This is a genomic window from Glycomyces buryatensis (assembly GCF_004912275.1).
GTDB classification, from domain to species: Bacteria; Actinomycetota; Actinomycetes; order Mycobacteriales; family Micromonosporaceae; genus Glycomyces; species Glycomyces buryatensis.
This window is the reverse complement of the sequence record NZ_STGY01000083.1, coordinates 158,660-184,495: the sequence shown is the minus strand read 5'-3', so window position 1 is coordinate 184,495 and position 25,836 is coordinate 158,660. Positions and strand designations below refer to the sequence as shown.

Sequence of the window (25,836 nt, the reverse complement as noted above, 5' to 3'; positions counted from 1 at the left end):
GGCCTCACCGGTTCTCAGGGTTCACCAGGCCGGTGTTGTAGGCGAAGATGACCGCCTGCACCCGGTCCCTGGCCTCGATCTTGGCGAGTATGCGGCCGATGTGGGTCTTCACGGTCGACTCGGCGAGGTGGAAGCGCTCGGCGATCTCGGTATTGTTCCAGCCCTTGCCGACCGCCGTCAGGACCTCGCGTTCGCGTTCGGTCAGGACCTCCAGTTTGGCGTGGGCGGCACCCGTGTCCTGCTCGCCCTCGACCGGGAACTGGTCGGCGAAGCGGTCCAGCAGGCGCCGGGTCAGCTTCGGCGCGACGACCGCGTCGCCGGCCGCCACGACCCGGATGCCGGCCAGCAGCTCCTCGGGCTGGGCGTCCTTCACCAGGAACCCGCTCGCCCCGGCCCGCAGCGCCGCATAGGCGTACTCGTCCAGGTCGAAAGTGGTCAGCACCAGCACCCGGCTGCGCCCGCCGGAGGCGATGATCCGCCGGGTCGCCTCGATGCCGTCCAGACCCGGCATGCGCACGTCCATCAGGACCACATCGGGCCCCAGCTCGGCGGCGCGGCGCACCGCGTCGGCGCCGTTGTCGGCCTCCCCGAGCACCGTGAAGTCGGACTGGCTCTCCACCAGCATGCGAAACCCCATGCGCTGCAAGGGGTGGTCATCGACGATGAGCAACGTGGTCACGGTGTCTATCCCTCACTCGGCGAAGCTTGTGGGCCGGAATCCGAACCGTTCTTCGGCATCCACAGGGCCACCCGCCAGCCCCCGACCGACTGCGGCCCGGCCGTCATTGTCCCGTCGAAGGCCGCGGCGCGCTCGGCCAGCCCCGCCAGACCGCGATTCGCCCCACTGCCCACGACATGGGAACCCGAGTTCGTGACGATGACGCCGAGCCCGTCGTCGCGATAATCCAGCGACACTTCGGCTCGGCGGTTGCCCGAGGCGTGCTTGAACACATTGGTCAGTGCCTCCTGGACGGTCCGGTACACCGCCAGCTGCTGGTTCTCCGACATCGCCCACGGCTCGCCCGAGGTCCGCAGCATCACCGGCAGCCCGGCCTCCCGGACGCGCTCCACCAGCACCGGCAGCTCCGCGAGTCCCGGCTGCGGGGCCATCTCCAGCTCGGTGTCGTCGTCGGACTGCAGGACCGACAGGACCCGGCGCAGCTCGCCCAGGGCCTCCCGGCTGGTCCGCCCGATCGCCTCGAGCGCCTGCTTGGCCTGGTCCGGTGAGGACTTCGCCGCGTAGGCGCCGCCGTCCGCGAGCGCGTTGATGACCGCCAGGTTGTGCCCGATGATGTCGTGCATCTCGCGGGCGATGCGGGTGCGCTCCTCGGCCACCGCCTCGCGGGCGTGCTGTTCGCGATTCGATTCCTGATAGTTCCGCCGCGTCCGCACCAGGGCGCCGATGGCTACGACGAGTCCGATGACGGAGGCCGACTCGAACACGGTTCCCAGCAGCGCGAGAGCCGAATGCGAGGGTTCATTCGCCCACCAGTCGGCGAACGATCCGAGCATCGAGACACCGACGCCCAGCCATACCAGTTTCACCGGGCTGCGCAGCACCAGGTTGAAGAGGGACATGATGAATCCGACGGCACCGGCGGAGGCCAGGAGTGCGGCGTCTGTGCCGGACAGATCGAGGACGACGATGAACGGGAGCCCTACCTGCTGGACCATCACCACCGTGAACGGGTATCTGCGTCGCCATGCAAGCGAGCCGATGAGGACGACCGTCACGGCGACCTGAAGCAGCGGGTGCCGAAGCGCGTCACTGCTGGCGATCATGGCCAGCCCGGTAACGAAGACGTAAAACGCAATCGGGAGGAGATTCCAAAGCAGCGGATGCCGGGAGTCATACTCCGACATCCGCTGCCACAGTCCCCGCTTCTGGGGGAGGTTCACGCCGCCTGTCACGGCAGCATTCTCACACGTCTCGGCGCTTGAGCATGAACGCCGCGAGACCGTAGGTCACGAGCAGCCAGATGCCCATCCACAGCCACGACTCGCCGTACGACAGGTCCAGGCCGCTGGTGTCGATGTAGGCGATCGAGTTGACGACATTGCCGGGCGTGTAGGGAACCACATCCGAGACCCAGTTCCACGGCAGGAGCGTCGCCAGGTTCGGCAGGATCATGATGACGCCGACGTAGAAGCCGATCGAACCGGCCGAGTTGCGCAGGATCGCGCCGATGCCGAGGCCGAGCAGGCCCAGATAGGCGACCATGGCGACGTAGCCGAACAGGGCCCGCACCACGTTCTCGTCGCCGAGCGACACTCCGGCGAGGTCGGTGCCCGACAGCAGCGCGTTGGCCGCGAAGAAGGTCACGAACACCATCGCGGTGTACATGACGATGACGACAGCGCCGAAGACGGCCGCCTTCGCCCACAGCACGCTGAGGCGCTTGGGTGCGGCCGACATCGTGGACCTGATCGACCCGGTCGAGTACTCGCCGGTGATCGCGAGGACGCCGAGCACGGCGACGAACATCGAGCTGAGCGCCACCCCGAACATGGTGGTCCCGAGCGCGGCTTCGGCCCGCAGGTCCGCGGGGATCGACCCCTGGTCCCCGACGTTGCTGTAGGTGGCGGCCACGGCGAGGCCGATGCCGGCGGCGAACACGGCCGCGCACAGCAGCACGATCCAACTGGAGCGAAGCGACCAGAACTTGGTCCACTCGCTGCGCAGCAGCCCGATGCCGCTGAGCTTGTACTCGCTTCGCGGCGTGAAGATCGCCGGGCTGTCGGTCATGGTTGCGGCGGTCATTTCGCGGCCACCCCTTCCTGGCTCTGGTGGTATTCGACGGTTCCGGCGGTGATCTCCATGAACACGTCCTCGAGCGAGGCGTGCTCGGCCCGCAGTTCGTGCAGGACGACCCCGTGCGCTGCGGCGGCCTCGCCGACCACCGCGGCCTCGGTGCCCTCGATGAGCAGCACGCCCGACTCCGGGCTGGTGACGGTGATGCCGGGCCCCTGGAGGGTCTCGGCCAACTTGGCGGACTCGGGCGAGACCACCCGGACGGAGGCGCCGCGACTGTTGACGAACGCGTCGACGGTGGTGTCGGCCAGGAGCTTGCCCTGTCCGATCACGATCAGGTGCTCGGCGGTCTGGGCCAGCTCGCTCATCAGGTGCGAGGACAGGAACACGGTGCGCCCCTCGGCGGCCAGTCCCTTGAGGAGCTCGCGGATCCAGCGCACGCCGTCTGGGTCGAGGCCGTTGACCGGCTCGTCCAGGATCAGCACGGCCGGGTCGCCCAGCAGGGCGACGGCGATGCCGAGCCGCTGGCCCATGCCGAGGCTGAAGCCGCCGACTCGCTTGCCCGCCACCTCGGTCAGGCCGACGGTGTCGAGCACCTCGCGGACGCGCCGCTTCGGGATCCCATGTGTGTGGGCGAGGGCCAGCAGGTGCTTGTAGGCGCTGCGCCCGGAGTGGACCGACTTGGCCTCCAGCAGGGCGCCGACTTCGGTCAGCGGGGCCCGGAAGTCCGAGTAGTGCTTCCCGTTGACGCGGGCGATACCGGCGGTCGGCGCGTCCAGGCCCATGATGGTGCGCATCGTGGTGGACTTCCCGGCCCCGTTCGGGCCGAGGAATCCGGTCACGGCGCCCGGCTTGACGGTGAACGTCAGATCGTTCACGGCCGTCTTCTTGCCGTAGCGCTTCGTCAAGTGCTCGATTTCGATCATGGTCTGAACGGTACGGCGATCGTGTCGCTCTCCCATCGGGTTTGGGTCGGAACTTGCGGCCGCCTCCTCCTACCGCGGTACTACGACTCGCGGCGGGGAACCGGGGACGAACGTGGCGTGAGCGACGAAACCGGGCGAGTGTGCCGTATCGCCGGAGCATAGATCGTGGTGTGCTTACTTCGCCTCCGCGTAGCTGTCGACGATCTTCGGCCGCAAGGGGATGCGCACCGGTATATCGCCGAACAGGGTCCGGGTGGCCTCATCGGCGGCCGCCTCGATCGCCGCCGACACCGCCTCGGCGTGCTCGGCCGGGCAGTGCACCATGACCTCGTCGTGCAGGTAGAACACGAGCTCACCGAGGCCGTCCTCATGCAGGCGCCGCCGCAGCAGCGCCAGCACGACGAGCGCCCACTCGGCGGCGGTGCCCTGCACGATGAAGTTGCGGGTGAACCGGCCCCGGCCTCTGGCCACCTGGACGCCCTTCTCGGAGTTGAGGTCCGACCACCAGCGCGGGCCCGGCAGCGGGACGGTGCGGCCCAGCCAGGTGCGGACGATGCCGCCCTTCTCACCGATGCGCGCGGCGGACTCGACCTTGTCGAACGCCGCCGGGAACCGCTCGCGCATGAGCGCGACCAGGGCCGCCGCGTCGCCGGCCATGCCGCCGTACATCGCGGAGATGAGTGCGATCTTGGCCTTGGAGCGCTGGCCGCCGAGGTCGGGGGCGAGCTCGGTGTAGAGGTCGTCGGCGACGGTGGCGGCGATCATGGCCTCGTCGCCGGAGATCGCCGCGAGCAGGCGCGGCTCCAGCTGGGCGGCGTCGGCGGCGACGAGCTTCCAGCCCGGTTCGGCCCGGATGGCCTCGCGGACGGCGTGGGGGAGTTGGAGGGCGCCACCGCCGTCGGTGCCCCAGCGGCCGGTGTCGGCGCCGCCGACGATGTACACGGGCTTGAAGCGGCCTTCCGTAATCCAGTCATCGGCCCAGTTCCAGCCGAACGCGCCCCACACCCGGGCGTGTTCCCTGTAGATCTTGAGCGCCTCGACGGCCGGGTGGTCGACGTCCTTGAGCTCCCAGTGGTGGGTGGTCTTGACGTCGAGTCCGGCGGCGTGGAAGGCCGCCAGGACCTGCTTGGTCGAGTCGGGGTTGAGCTGGTGGCCGAACGCGTCGGTCACCTTGTCCGCCAGGGCCTGGAGTTTGCGCGGACGCATGCCCTTCGCCGGGCGGGGGCCGAGCAGCTCGCGCAGGAGTTCGTCGTGGACGCCGGTGTCGAAGGGGACACCGGTGCGGCTCATCTCGGCGGCGATGAGCCCGCCGGCGGATTCGGCCGCCAGGAGCATGCCGAGCCCCGGGATCTCGGTGGCCCGCACGCGGCGCTGCTGGTCGAGCCAGACGGCCTGGAGCCGGGTGAGGATGGCCGGGCCGTCGACCGGTTCGGGCTCGCGCTCGAACAGGGTCCCGGCGTCGGGGTCGGTCTCGATGACATGGGCAGGTGCCTCGTGCTCCTCGGCACGCGAGAGGATTCGCTCGGACAGCCGCAGGTCCCGGCACCGGCCGAGCCTCGCCCCGGCCTCCAGCAGCGGCGGATAGTCGCGGGCGGCCTCGGCCATGACCCAGCGCGGCGAGCGCTCGGCCTCGATCGCGGTGACGGCGGCGGCCAGGTCGGCGTGGTAGTCCATGCTCCCGCCGGGCAGGCTCATGGTCCACCCCTCGGCGCCCCGGCCGGGCACTACGGCGACCGTCATACCTCAAGTGGAGCACGCGGGTGCGACATTCCGCGTCCGAAGCGGGCACGGCGGCCGAGCTCGATCGACTCGCAATTAAACGCGCCGCGGCAACATGATCCGGGCGCGGGCGGGTAACCGTCTCACATGGAAATGATTCTGTGGATTCTGGCGGTCATCCTGGTCGTCTACGGCATATACACCATCTTCCGCGGCCGACTGCTGATGGGCATCGTCTTCATCGTCGTCGGCCTACTCGTCGGACCCGGGGGTGTCAGCCTGTTCACGTGATCCCGAGCCCCGGGACCGCGAGCGAGGGCGTGCGGTTTCGCACGCCCTCCTCTCCGCGGTCAGGCGGATTCGCGCACGATCAGCTCGGTCGGCAGGATCGTCTCGGCCGCCACCGCCTCACCCTCCAGCAGGCTCAACATCTTCCGCGCCATGGTCCGGCCGATCTCGGTGATCGGCTGGCGGACCGTGGTCAGCGGCGGATCCGAATAGGAGGCCGAGGTGATGTCGTCGAAGCCGATCACCGCCACGTCGCCGGGAACCGACCGGCCCGCCGCGCGCAGAGCGGCGAGCGCCCCCTGGGCCATGAGGTCAGAGGCGGCGAAGACCGCGTCGAGTTCGGGCTCGGAGACCAGTAGTCGCCGCATGGTCGCCGCCCCCGACTCGTGGGTGAAGTCGCCGACGGCGAGGACGGGCTGCCGTCCGGCCTCGGCCAGTGTGGCCATATAGCCGTTCAGCCGCTGCCGCCCGGCCACCATGTCCTGGGGGCCGGCGATCGTCGCTATCGTCCCCCGACCCTGTGCGATCAGGTGCTCCACCGCGAGCCGGACCCCGCCGACGTGGTCGACGTCGACATACGGGGCATCCAGTCCCGGCACGGCCCCGTTGCACACCACCGGGACGCCGCCGCGCGCGACGAGGCCCGGCAGCGGGTCGTCGTCGTGGACGGAGGCGAACATGACGCCGTCGACGTGCCCGCCCGCCGCGTAGCGCTCGACCCGCCGGTGCGAGGTGCTCGTCCCGGTGGTCATGAGCACCAGCAGCTTTCCCTCCGCTTCGAGCTCTGCCGCGACCCCCCGGATGACGCCGGGGAAGAACGGGTCGTCGGAGAACACCCGCGTCGGCGACTCGGGCACGATCAGGGCGACCGAGTCGGTCCGGCGGGTGACCAGGCTGCGCGCCGCCGCGTGGGGCACGTAGCCCAGTTCGGCGGCGGCGGCCTCGACGGACCGGCGCAGGCCCGGGTCGACCGTGGTCTGCCCGTTGACGACCCGCGAGACCGTCGCGCGTGAGACGCCCGCCCGCGCGGCGACGGCCTCCAACGTGGGCCGACCGTGATCAGTGTTTGCCATCTACCGGTTGTACACCCGGACGAAGTCGACCAGCATCGAGTGGCCCGGCTCGGTCGCGGCGGTCGGCGTCACGGTCCCCGAGACGCCGTCGGGGAAGGCGCCGCCGATGGCGAGGTTCAGCAGGATGAAGTAGCCGGCGTGGTCGGCCAGCTGCGCCCACGTGTCGGCGGGCAGGTCGGCCTCCGAGATCGAGTGGTACTGCTCGTCGTCGACGTACCAGCGCAGCTGTGCGGTCTCGCCGGACTCGTCCCACTCGAAGGCATAGGTGTGGAAGCCGTCGTGGCACGAACCGCCGCAATAGGTCTCGCCCGCTAGACCGTTGTTCTCATTGCACGGACCGCCGGGGGCGGTGCCGCAGTGGAGGGTTCCGAACGCCCAGTCCAGGCCGTTGACGTTCTCCAGGAAGTCGAACTCGCCGACGCCCGGCCAGTTCTGGTAGTTGCCCCGATAGGGCGAGCCGAGCGCCCAGAACGCGGGCCAGTAGCCGAGTGCGGCGTCCCCGGTGACCTGGGGGAGTTGGAGTCGGCCCTCGACGCGCAGGGCCCCGCCCTCGCCGGGCCGGAAGTCGGTGCGGGCGGTCTCGATGCGCGCCGAGGTCCACGCGCCGGCTTCGTCGCGCAGGGCGGTGATCGACAGGTGCCCCTCGCCGTCGAAAGCGATATTGGACGGGTCGTCGGTGTGCGCGGCGATCTCGCCGGTGCCCCAGTTGTCGGGGCCGCCGGGGTAGCCGTGCCCGAGGTCGTACTGCCAGTCGTCAGTGGACGGCTGCGATCCGGCGGCGCCGTCGAACTCGTCGGACCAGGTCAGGTTCCATTCCTGTGCCGCTTCGGGAGGCGCGGGGTCGGCGCCCGCGTCGGTCGCGGCGAGGGCGCTGGCGCCGAGTGCGGCGCAGGCGCCAAGTGCGGCGATGAGGAGGTGGCGGCGTCTGCGGGGTGCGGCCCCCGCCGTGGATGGCTGGACGGTGGACATGGTTGCTCCCAAGGTGGAGTGGGATCGAGAGAGCGCTCTCTCGAAGGAGGACAACCTCTTTCTACCGCAACTCATCTAAATGTGTCAATATCGACAATTCAGTCGTCGAGTTCAGGGCGCCGTTCCTGCCGTTCGCGGCTGTGCTCGCGCAGCTCATTGAGGCGGTCCTGACGCTCTGTCCGCAACCGCGCCAACCGCCGCGACCGCGCCCGCAGCTCCTCAGGGGACTCGGTGCCGCCGAGCATCCGCTTCTCCAGCCACTCGATGTGCTCCGCGTGGGCGGCGGCATTGATCGCGCGCACGTCCTGATAGGTGTTGCGCAGGGACTCCATGCGCCGCAACCCGTCATGGCATTGGGCGAGGAGGATCTCGATGTCGGCGTTCTCGGCGGTGGACGCGTCGGCGCGGCGGGCCTCCAGCCAGGCGATCCCCTCCCGCAGCTTCTCGCGGGCCTTGAGGTTGTGCATCGCCAGGTCTTCGACGATCTGATCGGTCAGTTCGAGGAAGCTCAGATGCGGATCAGGGCGGTCGTCCGTGCCCATGTGGGCCGTCCTTCCATCAGGAGGTGCCTCATCTTCCCCTTCTACCATACGTCCGGCCCGGAAAGCGTTCCCTCGGGTTCGGGTCCCGGCGACCCGAACGGGTGACGGCGGGGACCGGCTTCACCTCGGTTCGGGTGGTGGCGGGAGAGGCGGCTCTTTGATGCAGTGTTCACTCCGGTACGGGTGGGGGGTGGGAGCGACGGGTGGACGATGCAGAGTTCACTCCGATTCGGGTGGGGGTGGGCGACGGGTGGGCCCGTATGGTTATTCTTCACCGCGCGCCATTTACACCCCTTTCTTCAAGCACCGCGAGGCCCTGTGGAATTCTTCGAGACCGTCATCGACAAACTCACGCAGACCCAGACCGCCCCTCCGGTCGGCGTCATGCTCGGCTGCCTCGCGGCCGCCGCCGCGATGGTGCTGTACGCGCCGGTGTGGCGCTGGAGCCGCGGACTGGTGACCATCGCCCACGAAGGCGGCCATGCGCTCATGGCAGTCCTCATGCGCCGCCGCCTCACCGGCATCCGCCTCCACGCCGACACCTCGGGACTGACGTTCTCGCGCGGCAAGCCCACCGGCTTCGGTGCGGCCATGACGCTCTTCGCCGGCTACATCGCTCCGGCCGCCATCGGTCTCGGCGCGGCTGCCCTCACCGGCGCCGGCTACATCGTGGCGCTGCTGTGGATCACCCTGATCTCGCTGGCGATCATGCTGGCGTTCATCCGCAACTGGTATGGCGCCCTGGCGCTGCTGGTGGTCGGCGCGGGCGTGTTCGCCGCGACCTGGTACGGCAATGCGATCGTGCAGACCGTCGCGGCGTATGTGGGCGCGTGGCTGCTGCTGCTCGGCGCCGTCAAGCCGGTCCTCGAACTGGGGGCGCGCCGCCGCCGGGGTCGCGGCTCCGGCGCCTCGGACGCCGACCAGCTCGCGGGCATCACCGCGCTTCCCGCGGGAGGCTGGATATTCCTGTTCTCCCTGGCGACCATCGCGGCCGCCATCTGGGGGACCTGGCTGCTGCTGCCCGTCGAGGACTGGGGCTGGCTCCAGTCGGTCTAGGGCCTTATCCCAAGCGCCGCTTCGTCTTGGCGGTCGCCTCCATCGAATACGGGTCCTCGGGCCACGGATGCTTCGGGTACCGGCCGCGCATCTCCTTGCGCACCTGCTGGTACGGGCCCTCCCAGAACGACTTGAGGTCGGCGGTCACGGCGAGCGGCCGCCCCGCCGGACTGAGCAGGTGCAGCCGGACCGGCGCCCCGGCGATGCGCGGCGTATCGGTGGCGCCGAACATCTCCTGCAGCTTGACGGCCAGTACCGGGCCCTCCTCGGTGTAGTCCACCCGTGCCTGGCGGCCCGACGGCACCGCGAGTGCCTCCGGCGCCGTCTCGTCGATCCCGGCCTGCCAGGGCAGCAGGTTCCGCAGCGCCTGGCCCACCGGCAGCTTCTCCAGGTCGGAGCGGCGCCGAGCGCGCGACCACCACGGCTCCAGCCAGTCGGTACCGGCCAGCAGCGCCGCATCGCTCACGTCGACCCACGGGTCTCCGATCTGCCGGTGGCAGAACGCCATCCGGGCCCGCAGCCGCTTCGTGTCCTCGGACCAGCGCAGGAGACCGAGCCCTTCGGCGCGCAGGCCCTCGGCGAGGGCGGCGCCGATCAGGGCCGGCTCCGGTCTGGCCAGGGGCTTCGACGCCAGTTCGATCGCGCCGAGCGCGGTCACCTCCCGGGCGACCACGTCGCGCCGCTCGGCGTCCCACTCCACCCGCTTCGTGCGGGTGGCGCCGATGAGCTCGCGGGCGAGATCGCCGTCGATCGGGACGGCGGCCCGGATCATCGCCGCGGCGCGGACGGGGGAGCGGTCGGCGTCGGCGATGGCCAGCCATTCGCTTCCCGCCAGCGACGATCCCTCGGCGATGACCGCCCCGGTCCCGGCCACCGTCAGCCACTGGCCCGGGGCGAGCGGCGGCCCGGACTGCGATGGACCCCGCCGTGTGCCGCGCACCGGCGCGGGCGCCGTCCCCTGCCCCGTTCGTTTCGCCACCCGCTCGGGGAACGCCAGGGCGATCACCGTCGCGGCCGCCTCGTCGTCGCTCACGTGCCTCTCGACGTCGGGCGCGCCGCGTTTCAGCCGCTTGACCTCGCTCTGCCACTGCCGGTCCCGAGTCGAGCGCAGGCGTCGCCATTCGGCCAGGAGGTCGTCGCCCCGGCCCCGGCCGTCGAGTCCGAGGAGCGCCGCGACCTCCGCGGCCTTCTCGGTCCCCACTCGCGCGGCGCCGTCGATGAGCGCCCGCGCCAGCCTCGGGTGCAGGCCCACCTTGGCCAGGGCCCGGCCCCGCGCGGTCGCGGTACCGTCCTCCTCGATCGCCCCCAGTGAGGTCAGCGTCGTCTCGGCGGCCTCCAGCGCTCCGGTCGGCGGCTGCCCCGGCAGGGCCAGGTCCGCCACCGGTGTGCCCCAGCAGGCCGCTTGCAGTGCAAAGGAAGTCAGATCCGACGAGGCCACGTCCGGCGTCGGCTGGGCGGGGCGCCGCACGTGCTCGGCCTCGCTCCAGCACCGCCACACCGCGCCCGGGGCCTCGCGACCGGCCCGGCCCGCTCGCTGTGCGCAGGAGGCCCGCGACGCCGTGGTCGTGGTCAGGCCCGGCAGACCGCGCGCGTGGTCGATGATCGGGCGCCGCGCCAGACCGGCGTCCACCACGATCCGCACCCCCGGCACCGTCAGGCTCGACTCGGCGATGTCGGTGGACAGCACCACCCTGCGCCGCCTACCGGGGCGCATGGCCGCGTCCTGTTCGGCGGGCGACACCGATCCGTGCAACTGATGTATATCGACATCGAGGTAAGCGAGTTGTTCGGCGACCCGCCGAATCTCGCCGGCGCCGGGGAGGAAGCACAGCACGTCGCCCTCATCGGCGGCCAGCGCCCGGTCGACCACGTGCGCGACGTGGGCCAGGAAGCGGCGGTCGACCCGCAGTCCTTCGGGCGGGGAAATGCGCTCTTTCGGCGGGGCCCAGTGCATCTGGACGGGGTGGCGCATCGGCTCGGAGGCGATCGCCGGGGCGCCGTCGAGCAGGGAGGTCCACAGGGCCACGTCGGCGGTCGCCGAGGCGGCCACGATCGCCAGGTCGGGCCGCAGCACCTGCCGGGTCTCGATGAGGAACGCGCAGGCGGTGTCGGTCTCCAGATGCCGCTCGTGGCACTCGTCGAGCATCACCGCGTCGACGCCGGGGAGCTCGGGGTCGGCCAGAAGCCGGTTGAGCAGGACCCCGGTGGTCACGACCTCGACGCGGGTGGCCGCCGAACGCCGGGAGTCGCCCCGGATCTGATAACCCACGCGCTCGCCGACCTTCTCGCCGAGGATCGCCGCCATCCTGGTCGCCGCCGCGCGGGTCGCGAGCCGTCTCGGCTCGGCCACCAGCACCCTGCGCGGCCGGTCCCCGTCATCCAGGAGCCCGGCCAGCGCCAGCGGCGCGAGCGTGGTCTTACCGGTGCCGGGCGGGGCGGCGAGCACGGCCGTCCCGGTGCGTTCGACGGCGCGCAGCAGCTCGGGGAGTGAGGCTCGGATCGGCAGTTCGGGAAGGACCGGCATGTCGAACATTGTGGCTTGGTGACGAGGAGGCCCGTTCGCCGGACGGGACGGGGTGTAAGGCATAGCGTCGATATATGGGTAGGACATTGAAAATCCGCGGCGTTTTCGCCGCTACCGCGACCGGTATCCTGCTCGGTGCCTCGGCACTGGCCGGATGCGACGGTACCGACACCGGTGGCGGCGGGTACGGCCGAACCGACGGCGGCACCTCCGAAGCGGTCGATGCTGCGACGCTGTCCGTGGCGGACTCGTCGCTCGGCCCGATCGTGGTCGACGGCGCGGGCATGAGCCTGTATCTGTTCACGGCGGACACCGCCGGGACCTCGACCTGCTACGACACTTGTGAGAGCCAGTGGCCGCCGCTGCTGACGGAGGGTGATCCCGCCATCGAGGGAGACGACCTCGATGACGGCCTGGTCGGCACGACCGGGCGCAACGACGGCAAGACCCAGGTGACCTACGGCGGCCACCCGCTGTACTACTGGGCGAGCGACGTCGCTCCCGGTGACGTGGGCGGCCAGAACGTCAATGACGCCTGGTTCGTCTTGGACGCCGACGGCAACGCCGTCTCCGGGTAGTGAGGTACCGGGTCAGGCGTTGCAGTTCGCCTCGTCGGGGTAGTAGTAGAGCTGGATCGCGCTGTCGAGCGGCGTCTCTTCGCCGACGCCGCCTTCGCCCGACAGTTCCTGCTGGGTGACGAGGCAGAGTTCCCCATCGGTTTCGCCGTCCACGAAATACACCGTGACGTCGGTGAATCCGAGTCCGTGGAGCTCGTCGACCGCGTCTTGGAGGTCGTAGCCGATCACATCCGGGAGGACCGCGGTGGGCGTCTCGGGCTCCTCGGACTCCTCCTCGGTGGTCTCTTCGGCGGTGGACGGTTCCGGCTCCTCTTGGCCCTCGTCTTCGGAGTCCTCGGTGGTCTCCTCGCCCTCGTCCTCGCCTTCATCGGACGGGGACGCCTCGGCGGTGGTCGCGAGGTCGTTGCCACCGGCCTGGGTGTCCTCGGCTTTCTCCCATGGCCGCCAGATCATCAGTGCCACCACCAGGATCAGGACCCCCACCAGCGTCAGGACCAGCGGCACGGCCGGGCTGCGGCGCGACTCCTCCGGTTCGCGCGGCGGCGGCAGGGGCCGCTCGTTCGGCGGCGAGCTGTAGTCGTTCTGGCCCATGATCTGGGTGCTCGCGGGGGCCATGCCGGGCGCCATGCCTCCGGCGATGGGCCGGGTGGCGGGGGAGGGGTTGGCGGGCGGGAGGATCGCGGTGGTCCCCCCAGTGCCGCCCGCGCCGCCGGAGCGGCAGACCTGGGCGAGTTCGCCGGCCGAGCCGAAGCGCTGGCGCGGGTCCTTGACCAGGCAGCGCATGACGATCTGAGCGATTGGGGCGGGCACGTCGGGAGGCAGTGGCGCGGGAGTGCCGGTGAGGTGGCCGGTGATGGCCGCGGTCGGTTCGGCGGAGGAGAACGGGGGCCGGCCGGCCAGGCAGTGGTAGGCGACGATGCCGAGCGAGTAGATGTCGGTCGCGCCGGTCAGCTGCGAGCCCTGGAGCTGCTCCGGGGAGGCGTAGGCGAGTGTGCCCATGACGGTGCCGGTCTCGGTGAGCCCGGCCTGGGCGGCGCCCGCGGCGATGCCGAAGTCGACGATCTTGGCCGCGCCGGTCTCGTCCACCAGCAGGTTCGCGGGTTTGATGTCGCGGTGGATGATGTTGGCCTGGTGGGCCACGTCGAGCGCCTCGGCCGCGGTGGCCACGATCTTCATCGTCTCGGCGGGGGACAGGCGTCCTCGCTCGGAGATGATGTCGGCGAGCGAGCGGCCGCGCACCAGCTCCATGATGAGGTAGGAGACGACGCCCTCGCGAGAGTCCTCCTCACCGTAGTCGTAGAGCCCGACGATGCCGGGCGACTGGAGCGCGGCGACGGCCTGGGCCTCCTGGTGGAAGCGGGCCCGGAACCGGTCGTTGCTGGACAGTCCCGAGTGGAGTAGTTTAATGGCCACGGTGCGGTTCAGCCGCATGTCGGTGCCGCGCCACACCTCGCCCATGCCTCCGGCTGCGAGCCGTTCTTCCACGCGGTAACGGCCCGCGATCAGTGCTCCGAGTTCCACCTCGGCCCTCTCTTCGCTTTTGTGGGGGAAGGGTGTGCAGAGGTGAGCTTAGCGGCCGCCCGCATTCGTGGGACGGGCACCGGTCCAGCACCGCTCAGCCCTCGGCAGACTCCGGTTCGAGGGTCAGGCTGATGGAGTTGATGCAGAAGCGGGCGTCCTCGGGGTTGTCCCAGCCCTCGCCATAGAAGACGTGGCCCAGGTGCGATTCGCAGTTGGCGCAGCGCACCTCGGTCCGGACCATGCCGGCGCTGCGGTCCTCGATGAGCTGGACGCGGTCGCCGGCCATCGGGGTCCAGAAGGAGGGCCACCCGCATTGGGAGTCGAACTTGGTGTCGGAGGCGAACAGTTCGGCATTGCAGGCGCGGCAGCGGTAGACGCCGCGGCGTTTCTCGTCGACGTACTCGCCGGTCCACGGCGCCTCGGTGCCGGCCTGCCGCAGCACTCGATATTCGTCCTTGGTCAGCTTCTCGCGCCACTGGTCATCGCTCATGCCTACGAGTCTAGGTCGGTTCGGGACGGCGAGCCGGTGCCGCCGGTCGGGCGGCGCACTATGATCGGGTCCATGCGGTACCTCTTGGGCGACTACACGACCGAAGGCGGCCCCGGACTGGTGGTCGCCGGGCCGGACGGACTCGGCACTCCAGCGGCGGTGGTGAACCCCTCGTGGGTGAGCGTCACCGACTCGGCGGTGTACTCCCTCACCGAGACCGAGCCGGGATACGCGGCGTCGTGGCGCCTCGGACCCGACTTCACCCTGGACCGGAACGGGGCCTCGCGCCCGACCGGCGGGGACAATCCGTGCCATGCCGCCGTCGATCCGAGCGGGCGCTGGTTCCTGGCGGCCAACTACGGCAGCGCCGGCGGCGGATCGGTCGCGGTCTTCCCGATCGAGGCGGACGGCTCGCTCGGCGAGTCCACCGTCGTCCACAAACTCGTGGGCTCCGGGCCCGACGCCGAGCGCCAGGCCGGGCCGCACGCCCACCAGGTCGTGTGCCACGGCGGGTTCGTCCTCGTGGTCGACCTCGGTTCGGACCGGATCTGGTCGTTCCGCCTCACCGAGGCCGGCCTGCTCGATCCGGTGGCCTCCACCGAGCTCGAACCCGGTTTCGGCCCCCGCCACCTGGCCTTCATCGACGACCGGGCGGTGCTCGCCGGGGAACTGGCCAACGCCGTCGCCGTCGGCACCTTCGACGCCGGACTCGGGACGTTCTCGTTCGGCCCGTCGATCCCCCTGCCCGACACCGACACCGCCGACCTGGCGGCCCTGCCGGACATCGGCCTGCCCGAGGACGCCCCGCGCCCCTACCCGGCGGCCGTCGTGCCCGACCCCCGGCTCGGCCTCGTGTACGTGACCATCCGCGGCACCGACCAGGTCGCCGTCATCGACCCGGCCGCTCCGGCGCTCATCCGATCCGTCCCGGTCGGGGCCTCCTGGCCGCGTGACGCGGTCCTCGGTGACGACGGGACGCTGCTGGTGGCGTGCCAGCACGGGGGAGTGGTAATGCGCGTCGACCCGAACGGCGCAGAAGCGCCGGTGCGGGTGTGGGAATGCGGCGGCGTCTCCAGCGTGGCGCCTCTCACCTAGAAAACTTGCAGTTGGTGCAAAATTTCCTTGAAGGAATCTTGTAAACGGCGATAACCCCGATTAGGGTTGCCGCATGGAAGACGTCCGGGGACTCCGCGAACGCAAGAAGGCCGCCACCAAGTCGGCCCTCAGCCAGGCCGCGCTCCGCCTCGCCATGGAGAAGGGCAGCCTCGACGCGGTCACGGCCGACGCCATCGCCGCCGAGGCCGGGGTCTCCACGCGCACCTTCCACAACTACTTCCCCAGCAAAGAGGAAGCCTTCCTCTACGACTTCAACGAGCTCACCGGCCTGCTCCTCGCCGGGCTGCGCGAGCGCGTGGCCCACCAGCGGGTCTGGGACGCGTTCCGCGACTCGTGCATCGCACTGGACCTGGACAACCGGTTCGACCTGACCCAGATGCAGTGCCGCGAGGAACTCATCCACAACTCGCCCCAGCTCATCAAGTACCAGGCCGGGCAGTTCATGGAGCTGTTCAAGGAGGCCCTCGGCATCGTCGCGGACGCCACCGGCACCGACCCGCAGGACATGCTGCCGAAGCTGCTGCTCGGCAACGCGCTCATCGCGATGAAGACCGCCAACGAGCACTGGATCGCCAATCCCGCCGGCCGCACCCTCGCCGAGGCCATCACCGAGGCCTTCGCCCTGATCGACCAGGGCATCACCGGACCCACAACCACATCCCATAGCTAGACCCCGATCCCGCCCAGGCGGGATCGAAACCAGGAAACCCGCCGCCGATGACGTCGGCGAACACCACCCGACCGGCTCCGCCGCCACACACCCGTACAGGCGGAGCCGGTGATCAAGCACGAATGGAGCACCCACCGTGGCCACCCTCCTCTACCGTCTGGGCAGAGAATCCTTCAGATTGCGATGGCTCGTCCTCGCGATCTGGGTCCTCATCGTCGGCGGCGTCTCATACGCCGGCGCGACGCTGCAACAAGAGACCAACCCCGAATTCGTCCTTCCGGGAACCGAATCCCAGGAGGCCTTCGACCTCCTCGCCGACCGCTTCCCCGAGATGAACGCCGACGGCGCCAGCGCACAGATCGTGTTCGCGGCCGAAGACGGCGACACCGTCACCAGCGAAGCCAACACGGCCATCATCAATGACGCGGTCGAGGCCATGGAAGCCTCCCCGCAGCTCGGAGCCGCGGGCGTCACCAGCCCGTTCGCGACCGACCCCGACGGCAACCCCATCGGCATGATCTCGCCCGAGCAGAACATCGCCGTCATCCAGGTCTCCTACGCCGAACCGGGCATGGAACTCGACGAGGAGACCACCGAGTACCTCGAAGAGGTCCAGACCGAGGCCGAGGACGCCGGACTCCAGACCGAGATCGGCGGCGACGCGATCCAGGCCGTCCCCGAGACCGGCGCGACCGAGCTCATCGGCATCGGCGTGGCCCTGCTGGTCCTGGTCATCACCTTCGGCGCCCTCCTCAGCGCCGGGCTCCCGATCATCACCGCGGTCCTCGGCGTCAGCATCACCACCAGCGGCATCCTCGCCGCGACCTCCTTCATGGACGTCAGCGAGTCGACCGGCACGCTCGCATCGATGATCGGCCTCGCCGTCGGCATCGACTACGCGCTGTTCATCCTCTCGCGCTACCGCAATGAACTGGCCGCCGACGGACGCGTCGAAGACAAGCAGGCCCGCGCCGAAGCGATGGGCCGCGCCGTCGGCACCTCCGGCTCGGCCGTGTTCTTCGCCGGGCTCACCGTCATCGTCGCCCTGGTCGGCCTCATGGTCGTGAACATCCCGTTCCTCACAGAGATGGCCATCGCCGCAGCCGTGACCGTCCTGCTGGCCGTGCTCATCGCCGTGACCCTGCTGCCGGCGTTCGCCGGCTTCGCGGGCAAGCGGGTCTTCACCGGCCGCCAGCGCCGCCGCATCGCCGCAGGCGTCCACAACTCCAAGCCCAACGGCGGACGCCGCTGGGGCGGGTTCGTCACCCGCCACCCGATCCTGGTCGCACTGGTCGGCATCCTCGGGCTCGGCGCGCTGGCCTACCCGGCCACCGACCTCGAACTGGGCCTGCCCGACGCGGGCAGCCAGTCCGAGGAGACCACCCAGCGGCAGGCGTACGACCTCATCAGCGAGGGCTTCGGCGCCGGGTTCAACGGCCAGCTCATGCTGGTGGGCGACCTCGCCGAGGGCACCGACCCGATGGTCGCCGCCCAGGAGGTCACCGACGAGATCACCGGGCTCGACCCGGACCTGATCGTGGGACAGGCGATCCCGAACGAGGCCGGCGACACGCTGCTGGTCTCGGTGATCCCCGAAACCGGCCCGGCCGACGAGGCGACCGCCGACCTGGTGCACGAGCTGCGGGCCCTGCTCGCCGACGACACCGACGCGGAGTGGTCGGTGACCGGTTCGGCCGCACTGAACATCGACATCTCCGACAACCTCAATGACGCGCTCATCCCGTACCTGCTGATCGTCGTCGGACTGGCGGCGCTCATCCTGCTGCTGGTGTTCCGCTCGATCCTGGTGCCGCTCACGGCGACACTCGGGTTCCTGCTCAGCGTCTTCGCGGCCCTCGGCGCCCTCGTCGCGGTCTACCAGTGGGGCTGGCTGGCCGACATCTTCAATGTGGACCAGCCCGGGCCGATCATGTCGATGATGCCGATCATGATGATCGGCATGGTGTTCGGCCTCGCCATGGACTACCAGATCTTCCTGGTCACGCGGGTCCGCGAGGCCTACGTCCACGGCAAGAGCCCGAAGGAGGCGATCCAGGAAGGCTACGGCCACTCCTCGCGCGTCGTGGTGGCCGCGGCACTGATCATGATCAGCGTCTTCGCCGCGTTCATCTTCAGCGCCGAGTCCCTGGTGGCCTCCATGGGCTTCGGCCTGGCCGCGGCCGTCATCTTCGACGCCTTCGTGGTCCGCATGGCCGTCATCCCGGCGATCATGGCGCTCCTGGGCCGCTCGGCCTGGTGGATCCCCAAGTGGCTCGACCGCATCGTCCCGAACGTCGACGTCGAAGGCGAGAAGCTCCAGCAGCACCTCGCCCAGGACGAGACGTCCGAGAAGGAACTGGTCGGCGCCAACAGGTAACGAAGCGAGACGGGCCGCCCGGACGATCCCGGGCGGCCCGCCTCTCCACCGCTTAATTCCTTAATAGACATCGAGTCGAACATGACGTTCAGTCTCCCGGTGGTGGCGCTGGTGCTCACAGCGCTCGTCATCGCCGATTTCTTCATCCCGATGGTCCCCAGCGCGACCACGATCGCGGCCATCGCCGGGTTCATCGTCGGTAACTGGGTCCTCATCGCGGCTTTGGTGCTGTGGGCGGCCGCGTCCTCCTGGCTCGGCGACGTCGTCGGGTTCCGCACCCTGCGACTGGCCCGCGCCAACTGGCATTGGCGCGTCCGCGGCTCTGCCAAGGTCGCCGCGCTCGAGGAGCGACTGCGGTCCACGCTGACGCGCCACCCCAACCTGACCACCCTGGTCGCCAGGTTCGTCCCGGCCGGCCGCACCGCCCTGGCCTGGGCGGCCACCGGCGCCCCCGAATACCACCACACCCGAATGGCGGCCCTGGCCGCCATCGCCTGGTCCAGCTACATCGTCGGCCTCGGCCTGCTGATCGGCTGGATCTTCGGCGCGGGAGTCTTCTCGGTGGCCATGACGATCACCTCGATCGCCGCCGGAGGCTTCGTCCTCGGCTGGTGGATCAGAACAAAGCCGGTCCCAGCGCCGGAGCAGTGAGCACAGCGGGGCGGGCCCACGGACCCGTCCCGCCGCTCTATTACTCGTTAGTATCGGGATCGACCGCACCCCATGCGAAGAGCATCGAGCAAAGGACGGAACATGCCCACAATCGAGCTCTCCCTCGGCACGATCTCATACGAGGACACCGGATCCGGACCGACGGTCCTGCTGCTGCACGGTCTGGTCCAATCGGCCACCGTCTGGCGCGACGTCATCGCCGACCTCGAAACCGACCACCGCGTCATCGCCCCGACCCTGCCCTACGGGAGCCACCCCCGCGCCATGCGACCCGACGCCGACCTCTCCCCGCACACCGCCGCGCTCCTCATCGGCGAACTGGCCGATGCACTCGATCTGGACGAGCGCACCGTCTTCGTCGAGAACGACTCCGGCCGCCTCCAGCAGCTCGCCGCCGAACGACCCGAACGGGTCGGCCGCATGGTCATCGCCGGGTGCGAGGCCTTCGACAACTACCCGCCGCAGGGTGGCGGCACCATGCTCGACGCGCTCGCCAGGATCCCCGGCGGACTGCTCCTCCTCGCGCTGGCGTTCGCGCCGCGCCCCATGCGCCGCATTCCGGGCACCGGCCTCATGCTCATGACCGAGAAGACCGTCCCGCACGACCTCTCCGACGAGTGGTTCGGACGCCTGCGCACCGACCGCGCCGTCCGCGCCGACCTCACCAAGTACCTCCGCGCCGTCCGCAAAACCGAGATGCTCGAAGCCGCCGACAAGCTCGCCGCCTTCCCGAACCCGACCCTCGTCGTCTGGGGAGCCGAGGACCGCATGATGCCCCCGGCCCACGGCCGCCGCCTGGCCGAGCTCATCCCCGGCGCCGACTACCTCGAGATCCCCGACTCCGGCACGCTGATTCCGCTCGACCAACCCGCCGCACTGGCTCGGGCGATCCGCGAATTCACCGCCGCCTGAGCAGCGCCGCCACGAATTCCCAGATCCTAGGTGGGGTTGCCGTGACGCCGGGCCATTGATAGCGTGTGCCGTTGTGACTTCACCACAGCGCGCCTTCGGCCCACTGGAACACTCCTTCAGCGGCTGGGAGGCCGCCGCGTTGGCGATCGGGAGACCAGCCGTCGAGCTGGCGGCGGCCGGACCCGCCGCGACACCCGTGACGATGTCCAACCACTCCCACGTCGAGAACTGGTTCGAACTCCTCACTCGCCCGCTCTGGGGCCTGGCCGCCGCGAAGGACGCCGTCCCCGAGGCCGTGTGGGCCTCGCTCGCCGAATCCCTCGCCCGGTCCCTCGACCCCGCCGACGACTGGTACGTGGGCGACATGGTCCACCCCTCGCAGCGCTGCGTCGAGGCCGCCGCGGTCGGCTGGGGCCTCGCCCTCGCACCCGAAAAACTGTGGGACCCCTTGGCACCCAAGGCCAAGGACAATGTCTCCACTTGGCTCTCGGCGGCCTACCGGACCGACGTCGCCGACACCAACTGGCATTACTTCCCGGTGTTCGCCGGGCACGGACTCGACCGGATCGGCGTCGCACGCGACAAGTCCATCGCCACCGCCCACCTGGAGCGCATGGGCGAGTTCCAGATCGGCGGCTCGGTATTCGAGGACGGCGAAGGCGGCCGCGTCGACTACTACAACCCCTTCGCGTTCCATACCTATGCGCTGCTGCATTACCGGCTCTGCGGGGATGACCGCTACGTCGAGGCCGCGTCGGGGTTCGCGAAGAAGTTCCGGTCCTGGTTCGCCTCCGACGGCGCCGCGGTCCCGTACGGCCGCAGTCTCGGCTACCGCTTCGCGCAGGGCTCGCTGTGGGGTGCTTTGGCGGCGGCGAACGTCGAGGCGGTTCCGTGGGCCGAGGCGGCCGGTTTCGCCCGCCGTCATCTCGACTGGTGGTGGGACAAGCCCATCCTCGACCCCGAGGGCCGCCTCACGGTCGGTTACGCCTACCCCAACGACGCGCTGGTCGAGCAGTACCTCACCGCCGGGTCCCCTTGGTGGGCGACGAAGCTGTTCGCGGGATTGCTGGCGGGGGAGCAACACCCGTTTTGGACGACTGAGGCCGCCGAACCCGCGCCCGTGGTCGAGCCCCACAAGGCCGCCCGCGCCGTCCACATTCGCGACACCGGCGGCAATGTCACGCGCCTCAATGGCCAGGCCTGGCGCCCGAAGATGCGCGGCGGCCAGGAGACCTACGCCAAGTTCGCCTACTCGTCCCTCGCCGGTTTCTCCCACTCGGTGGCCGGTCCGGGCCTGGAGTGCGCGGTTCCCGATGGGGCCCTGATGCTCTCGGAGGACGGGCGCCACTGGAGAGGCCGCGAGGACTCCGAAGACGGGGCCATTGACGACAAGGGCGTCCTGACCGTCGCCTGGCAGCCCTGGGAGGACGTCACCGTCACGACCTCCCTGGAAGCGGCCGTCGACGGCTGGCACGCCCGTGTCCACGTCATCGAGACCGAGCGCGAGCTCTACACCGGCGAAGGCGGCTGGTGCGTCCCGCTCGATGGCCACGTTGCCGACTCCGGTGAGGGCAAGGCCAGCGTGCTCAGCCAGGGCATCCGCAGCCGCATCGTCGACGCCGGGGACGGCCGCGAGGCGTCCCTGATCGAGCCGATGCCCGGCACGCACCTGTACTGGCCGTCCACGGTCCTGCCGGTCCTGCGGGGCGTCCTCGTACCGGGCAAACACGTCCTGAAATCTTTGATATATATCGGTACCGAGTTATTGGCACTTGAGTCCGGGTGAGGGCCCAGACACAAAATCGAATCAGCTGTCACATCGACGGCGTCCATACTCCTCTTAGGCCGGCGCCCGGCTGCTCAATCTGTTCGGCGACCGACCGGATCGACCCAGTCGGGGTCGTGGCGGTGGCATTCGCCGCTGAACACGTCGGCGAGAGCGCCCTGGAGGATGTCGGCGGCGACTTCGGTGAGGCCGCGGTTTCCCACGGGGCGTTCGGGGTCGAGATAGAGCTGGTCGGCCATACCGTCCACCAGGGCCGAGAGTCGCACGGCCGCCTCCTCGGCGTCGGTGCCGAGTTCGACCTCGCCGCAGTGTTTTCCATTGCTCACTGCCGTGGCGATCTGCGCCCGGAGGGCCGCGGCCGTCTCGCGCGCCACCGTCGCGACCGTCGGATTGTCCAGCGAGCGGGCGTGGAAGGCCCGGCCGATGCGGTACTCGCCCCGCCGCCGCTCGTCCAGCGGCCACAGCTCCTGGAGGCTGGTCAGGAGGATCGCGGCGATGGTCCGCTGCGCCGCCTCGCCCTCGGCCACATGGTGTTCGACGCGTTCGAGCATGTCGCCGGTGGTGCGACGATAGGCGAACAGCAGCAGGTCGTCCTTGGAGCGGAAATAGTGCTGCACCAGGCCCACCGACATGTCGGCCTCGCGCGCCACGGCCGCCATCGTCGCCGCATCGAGCCCGGCGTGGGCGATCAGGCGGTGCACCGCCCCGGCGATCTGGGTGCGGCGAACGTCGTGGTCTGCGGTCCTCGGCATCAAATAATCATATAGGTGTATGGTAATCGTGAAACCATATGGTCGTATGGTTATATGCCCTGCGGCCACACCCTGTCATCACCCACCCGACACCACCACCTGGACGACCATGCGCACCATTGCGACAGCCGCCCTCACCGCGGCCCTCATCGTCACCTCCGCGGCACCCGCCGCCGCCGAGCCGGCGCCCGCCGACCTCGACGCCTATATCGAAGCCAGCCTCGAACGCAATGGCGTGCCCGGCGCAGCCTGGGCCGTCGTCTCGGCCGACGGCGTCGAGCACACCGCCGCCCACGGCACGGACGGCAACGGCGATCCGGTCACCGAGACCAGCCCGTTCCTGTGGGGATCGGTGGCCAAACCCGTCACCGCCACCACCGTCATGACCCTCGTCGAGGACGGCCGCATCGACCTCGACGAACCCGCCGCGACCTACCTGCCCGACTTCACCCTCGCCGACTCAGGCCGCTCCGGCCGGATCACCGTGCGGCACCTGCTCGAACAGACCAGCGGCATCCCCGAGGGCACCGGCATCACCGACCGGTTCGACGCCGCCGAAGACCCATACGGCCAGGCCGTCGCCGACCTCGCCGTCGCCGAGACCTTCGCCGAACCCGGCACCGAATTCGAGTACGCGAGCGCCAACTACCTGGTACTCGGCGCCATCGTGCAGGCCGTCTCCGGCATGCCCTACGAGGACTACCTGCGCGAGGCCGTCCTCGAACCGACCGGCATGAACGGCGCCATCGCCACCGCCGAAGCGGCGCAGGCGGTCCCGGACGGGCACGCCTACGTCTTCGGGCAGGCCACCGCCATCGACGCCCCCTTCGACCCGACCGGCCCCAGCTACGGCTACCTCGGCGGCACGGTCGACGACCTCGCGCGCTTCGCCATGATGCAGCTCGGCAAGGGCGCGATCGGCGAGACGCGCGTGCTCGAACCGGAATCGGTGGAGCTGGCGCAGACCCCGGCGGCCGCCATGAACGAGCGCGTCGGCTACGGACTCGGCTGGAAGATCGGCGACGGCAATGCCGACCTCGGCACCACCACCGTCTTTCACACCGGCGGCGCCCCCGGCTACAGCGCGGCCATCGTGCTCCTGCCCGAACTCGACCGGGCCGTGGTGATCGCGCAGAACGCCTACGGCTACTTCCAGGACGGCGCGCTCATCGGCCCGGTCTTCGGGGCCGCGCGCATCGTCGCCGGGGGAGCGGCCGAACTGCCCGAAGGGGACGGGCTCTACGTGTGGGCGCTCGCCATCGTGCTGTCGCTCCTCGCCGCCGCGGCCCTGGTGACCGTGTGGACCCTGGTGCGCCTCCGCAGGGCCCCCAAGCGCATCGTCCCCGCGTGGCGGGTGTGGATCGGCATGGGCTGCTGGGCGGTCGGCGGGCTGGCGCTCGCCTATGCGATGGGCGTCGCCCTGCCCGGTCTGGCGCCGAGCCGGGTGCTGTTCACGCTCATGATGCCGGACGTGGCCTGGTCGGCGACGGCCCTCGCCATCGCCGCATTGGCGGTAGTCGCGGCCAAGCTCTGGGCTGGGTCCGTCCGATTGCGACGCGGCGCGAGGGCACCGGAAAGTGCCGGCGGCTGATCGACCAGCGGCACGAACCCACAAAGACCTCACTTCATTGTGAGGTCTTTTTTACGTGGCGGCAATGCGAGTTCATCTCGCTGTGCTTGACGTGAACCACGGGGAAACATCGCGGTCCTAGCTTGTACCCAGAGCGGATACGTCGTTGTATACGCCGATGTACACCGCCGCGACCTGCGGCGGTGCCCCTGCAGACCCGGACCCCTCGAATCCGGGACGCTCCTCTGCGAAAGGTCAAGTACCGCATGCAAAACCGCTTCAAGCCAACCTCCCGAGCCCTTGCGGCCTCCGCCGCGATCCTGATCGCAGCCGGATCCGCCGCCGCGTGCGGCGGTGCCCGCGCCGGTGATGAGACCGCCGCCGCCGAATCCTGTGTAGACACTTCGGGTGACACGATCAAGGTCGGCGCGCTCAACTCGCTCTCCGGCACCATGGCGATCTCCGAGACCACCGTCAATGACGCCATCCACCTCGCCGTCGACGAGATCAACGCCGCCGGCGGCGTCATGGACAAGCAGATCGAACTCGTGGACGAGGACGGCGCCTCCGAGCCCACCGTATTCGCCGAGAAGGCCGAGAAGCTCATCCGCGAGGACTGCGTCGCCTCCGTCTTCGGGGGCTGGACCTCCGCCTCCCGCAAGGCCATGCTCCCGGTCTTCGAGGACAACGACTCGCTGCTGTACTACCCGGTCCAGTACGAGGGCCTCGAGGCCAGCGAGAACATCTTCTACACCGGCGCCACTACCAACCAGCAGATCATCCCCGCGCTCGACTACCTCGCCGAGACCGGCGTCAAATCGATCTACCTGGTCGGCTCCGACTACGTCTTCCCCCGCACCGCCAATGCGATCATCAACGCCTACGCCGCGGCCCACGACATCGAGGTCCTCGGTGAGGACTACGTCCAGCTCGGCGGCGTGGACTTCTCCACGATCGTCCAGCAGGTCAACGCCTCCGGCGCCGACGCGGTGTTCAACACCCTCAACGGCGACTCCAATGTGGCCTTCTTCCGCGAGTACTCCAACGTCGGCCTCACCGCCGAGGAGATGCCGGTCATGAGCGTCTCCATCGCCGAGGAGGAGGTCGGCGGCATCGGCGTCGAGAACATCGAAGGCCAGCTCGCCGCCTGGAACTACTACCAGACCGTCGAATCCGACGTGAACTCCACGTTCGTCGAGGCGTTCAAGGCCGCCTACGGCGCCGACCGCGTCACCTCCGACCCGATGGAGGCCGCGTACAACTCGGTCTACCTGTGGGCCGCCACCGTCGAGAAGGCCGAATCCTTCGCCGTCGCGGACATCCAGGCCAACGCCGACGGCGTCTCCTTCGAAAGCCCTGAAGGGACCGTCGTCATCGACGGCGACAACCACCACGTCGCCAAGACCGCCCGCATCGGCGAGATCCAGTCCGACGGCCTGCTCTACACCGTCTGGGAATCCGAGGGCCCCATCGAGCCCGACCCGTTCCTCGAAGGCTACGACTGGGCCGCCGACCTGACGGTCACCGAGTAATCCACCGGGCG

Annotated in this window: 23 protein-coding genes; 11 read left to right on the top strand and 12 right to left on the bottom strand. The window is 69.8% G+C overall.

Annotated features, from left to right (window positions below; translation table 11 throughout):
• Positions 1-4: 4 nt before the first annotated feature.
• From FAB82_RS25670 to FAB82_RS25650, 5 genes are all read right to left on the bottom strand, one after another.
• Complete coding sequence (locus tag FAB82_RS25670; RefSeq protein ID WP_136537410.1) at positions 5-679, bottom strand: response regulator; 675 nt, start codon at positions 677-679, stop codon at positions 5-7.
• Positions 680-684: 5 nt separating this feature from the next.
• Positions 685-1,911, bottom strand: a complete 1,227-nt coding sequence (locus tag FAB82_RS25665; protein ID WP_136537409.1) for a sensor histidine kinase — start codon at positions 1,909-1,911, stop codon at positions 685-687.
• A 10-nt stretch (positions 1,912-1,921) separates the two neighbouring features.
• Positions 1,922-2,761 carry an ABC-2 transporter permease gene (locus FAB82_RS25660; protein ID WP_136537408.1) on the bottom strand — a complete coding sequence of 280 codons (840 nt, stop codon included), beginning with the start codon at positions 2,759-2,761 and terminating at the stop codon, positions 1,922-1,924.
• The gene (locus tag FAB82_RS25655) at positions 2,758-3,678 is read right to left on the bottom strand and encodes an ABC transporter ATP-binding protein (protein WP_136537407.1); all 921 of its coding nucleotides are present in this window, start codon (positions 3,676-3,678) and stop codon (positions 2,758-2,760) included. The genes FAB82_RS25660 and FAB82_RS25655 overlap by 4 nt, the downstream gene beginning before the upstream one ends.
• A gap of 174 nt (positions 3,679-3,852) precedes the next feature.
• Positions 3,853-5,418, bottom strand: a complete 1,566-nt coding sequence (locus FAB82_RS25650; RefSeq protein WP_136537406.1) for a bifunctional 3'-5' exonuclease/DNA polymerase — start codon at positions 5,416-5,418, stop codon at positions 3,853-3,855.
• 126 nt (positions 5,419-5,544) lie between these two features.
• Between FAB82_RS25650 and FAB82_RS27325 the strand changes: the two genes are divergently transcribed.
• Complete coding sequence (locus FAB82_RS27325; RefSeq protein ID WP_168801773.1) at positions 5,545-5,688, top strand: GPGG-motif small membrane protein; 144 nt, start codon at positions 5,545-5,547, stop codon at positions 5,686-5,688.
• A gap of 59 nt (positions 5,689-5,747) precedes the next feature.
• Here the strand turns inward: FAB82_RS27325 and FAB82_RS25645 are convergent, their stop codons facing one another.
• The 3 genes from FAB82_RS25645 to FAB82_RS25635 form a co-directional block, all read right to left on the bottom strand.
• Positions 5,748-6,758 (bottom strand): LacI family DNA-binding transcriptional regulator, encoded by a 1,011-nt coding sequence (locus FAB82_RS25645; protein WP_136537405.1) that lies wholly within the window; start codon positions 6,756-6,758, stop codon positions 5,748-5,750.
• Positions 6,759-7,727, bottom strand: a complete 969-nt coding sequence (locus FAB82_RS25640) for a glycoside hydrolase family 16 protein (RefSeq protein ID WP_136537404.1) — start codon at positions 7,725-7,727, stop codon at positions 6,759-6,761.
• A gap of 98 nt (positions 7,728-7,825) precedes the next feature.
• A complete protein-coding gene (locus FAB82_RS25635; protein ID WP_136537403.1) occupies positions 7,826-8,269 on the bottom strand; it encodes a hypothetical protein in 444 nt (147 codons plus the stop codon).
• Between the two features lie 318 nt (positions 8,270-8,587).
• On the opposite strand from FAB82_RS25635, the gene FAB82_RS25630 reads away from it, so the two are divergent.
• Complete coding sequence (locus FAB82_RS25630; RefSeq protein ID WP_211116862.1) at positions 8,588-9,325, top strand: M50 family metallopeptidase; 738 nt, start codon at positions 8,588-8,590, stop codon at positions 9,323-9,325.
• Positions 9,326-9,329: 4 nt separating this feature from the next.
• Here the strand turns inward: FAB82_RS25630 and hrpB are convergent, their stop codons facing one another.
• Positions 9,330-11,858 carry an ATP-dependent helicase HrpB gene (gene hrpB, locus FAB82_RS25625; RefSeq protein WP_211116861.1) on the bottom strand — a complete coding sequence of 843 codons (2,529 nt, stop codon included), beginning with the start codon at positions 11,856-11,858 and terminating at the stop codon, positions 9,330-9,332.
• Between the two features lie 65 nt (positions 11,859-11,923).
• Here hrpB and FAB82_RS25620 point away from each other — a divergent pair, with 65 nt between their 5' ends.
• Positions 11,924-12,427 carry a COG4315 family predicted lipoprotein gene (locus tag FAB82_RS25620; protein ID WP_136537400.1) on the top strand — a complete coding sequence of 168 codons (504 nt, stop codon included), beginning with the start codon at positions 11,924-11,926 and terminating at the stop codon, positions 12,425-12,427.
• A gap of 12 nt (positions 12,428-12,439) precedes the next feature.
• On the opposite strand, the gene FAB82_RS25615 is transcribed toward FAB82_RS25620, so the two are convergent.
• Both FAB82_RS25615 and msrB read right to left on the bottom strand, forming a co-directional pair.
• Positions 12,440-13,948 (bottom strand): serine/threonine-protein kinase, encoded by a 1,509-nt coding sequence (locus FAB82_RS25615; RefSeq protein ID WP_136537399.1) that lies wholly within the window; start codon positions 13,946-13,948, stop codon positions 12,440-12,442.
• A 94-nt stretch (positions 13,949-14,042) separates the two neighbouring features.
• Positions 14,043-14,438: a peptide-methionine (R)-S-oxide reductase MsrB gene (gene msrB, locus FAB82_RS25610; RefSeq protein WP_136537398.1), complete on the bottom strand. Its 396-nt coding sequence runs from the start codon at positions 14,436-14,438 to the stop codon at positions 14,043-14,045.
• 72 nt (positions 14,439-14,510) lie between these two features.
• Between msrB and FAB82_RS25605 the strand changes: the two genes are divergently transcribed.
• The 6 genes from FAB82_RS25605 to FAB82_RS25580 all read left to right on the top strand — a co-directional run bounded on the left by FAB82_RS25605 (position 14,511) and on the right by FAB82_RS25580 (position 21,971).
• Positions 14,511-15,533 (top strand): lactonase family protein, encoded by a 1,023-nt coding sequence (locus FAB82_RS25605; protein WP_168801772.1) that lies wholly within the window; start codon positions 14,511-14,513, stop codon positions 15,531-15,533.
• A gap of 73 nt (positions 15,534-15,606) precedes the next feature.
• The gene (locus tag FAB82_RS25600; protein ID WP_136537396.1) at positions 15,607-16,224 is read left to right on the top strand and encodes an acyl-CoA-like ligand-binding transcription factor; all 618 of its coding nucleotides are present in this window, start codon (positions 15,607-15,609) and stop codon (positions 16,222-16,224) included.
• Positions 16,225-16,360: 136 nt separating this feature from the next.
• On the top strand, positions 16,361-18,601 hold the full coding sequence (locus FAB82_RS25595; RefSeq protein ID WP_136537395.1) for an MMPL family transporter: 2,241 nt from the start codon (positions 16,361-16,363) through the stop codon (positions 18,599-18,601).
• An 81-nt stretch (positions 18,602-18,682) separates the two neighbouring features.
• The gene (locus tag FAB82_RS25590) at positions 18,683-19,252 is read left to right on the top strand and encodes a DedA family protein (protein ID WP_136537394.1); all 570 of its coding nucleotides are present in this window, start codon (positions 18,683-18,685) and stop codon (positions 19,250-19,252) included.
• Between the two features lie 102 nt (positions 19,253-19,354).
• On the top strand, positions 19,355-20,185 hold the full coding sequence (locus FAB82_RS25585) for an alpha/beta fold hydrolase (protein WP_136537393.1): 831 nt from the start codon (positions 19,355-19,357) through the stop codon (positions 20,183-20,185).
• A gap of 73 nt (positions 20,186-20,258) precedes the next feature.
• Entirely contained in the window at positions 20,259-21,971 is a 1,713-nt protein-coding gene (locus FAB82_RS25580) for a DUF2264 domain-containing protein (RefSeq protein WP_168801771.1), read from the top strand.
• A gap of 74 nt (positions 21,972-22,045) precedes the next feature.
• Here FAB82_RS25580 and FAB82_RS25575 read toward each other — a convergent pair whose 3' ends face one another.
• Positions 22,046-22,723 (bottom strand): TetR/AcrR family transcriptional regulator, encoded by a 678-nt coding sequence (locus FAB82_RS25575; protein WP_136537391.1) that lies wholly within the window; start codon positions 22,721-22,723, stop codon positions 22,046-22,048.
• 109 nt (positions 22,724-22,832) lie between these two features.
• Between FAB82_RS25575 and FAB82_RS25570 the strand changes: the two genes are divergently transcribed.
• Together FAB82_RS25570 and urtA are read left to right on the top strand one after the other, a co-directional pair.
• A complete protein-coding gene (locus tag FAB82_RS25570; protein ID WP_168801770.1) occupies positions 22,833-24,314 on the top strand; it encodes a serine hydrolase domain-containing protein in 1,482 nt (493 codons plus the stop codon).
• Between the two features lie 245 nt (positions 24,315-24,559).
• Positions 24,560-25,825 carry an urea ABC transporter substrate-binding protein gene (urtA, locus tag FAB82_RS25565; RefSeq protein ID WP_136537389.1) on the top strand — a complete coding sequence of 422 codons (1,266 nt, stop codon included), beginning with the start codon at positions 24,560-24,562 and terminating at the stop codon, positions 25,823-25,825.
• Positions 25,826-25,836: the final 11 nt, after the last annotated feature.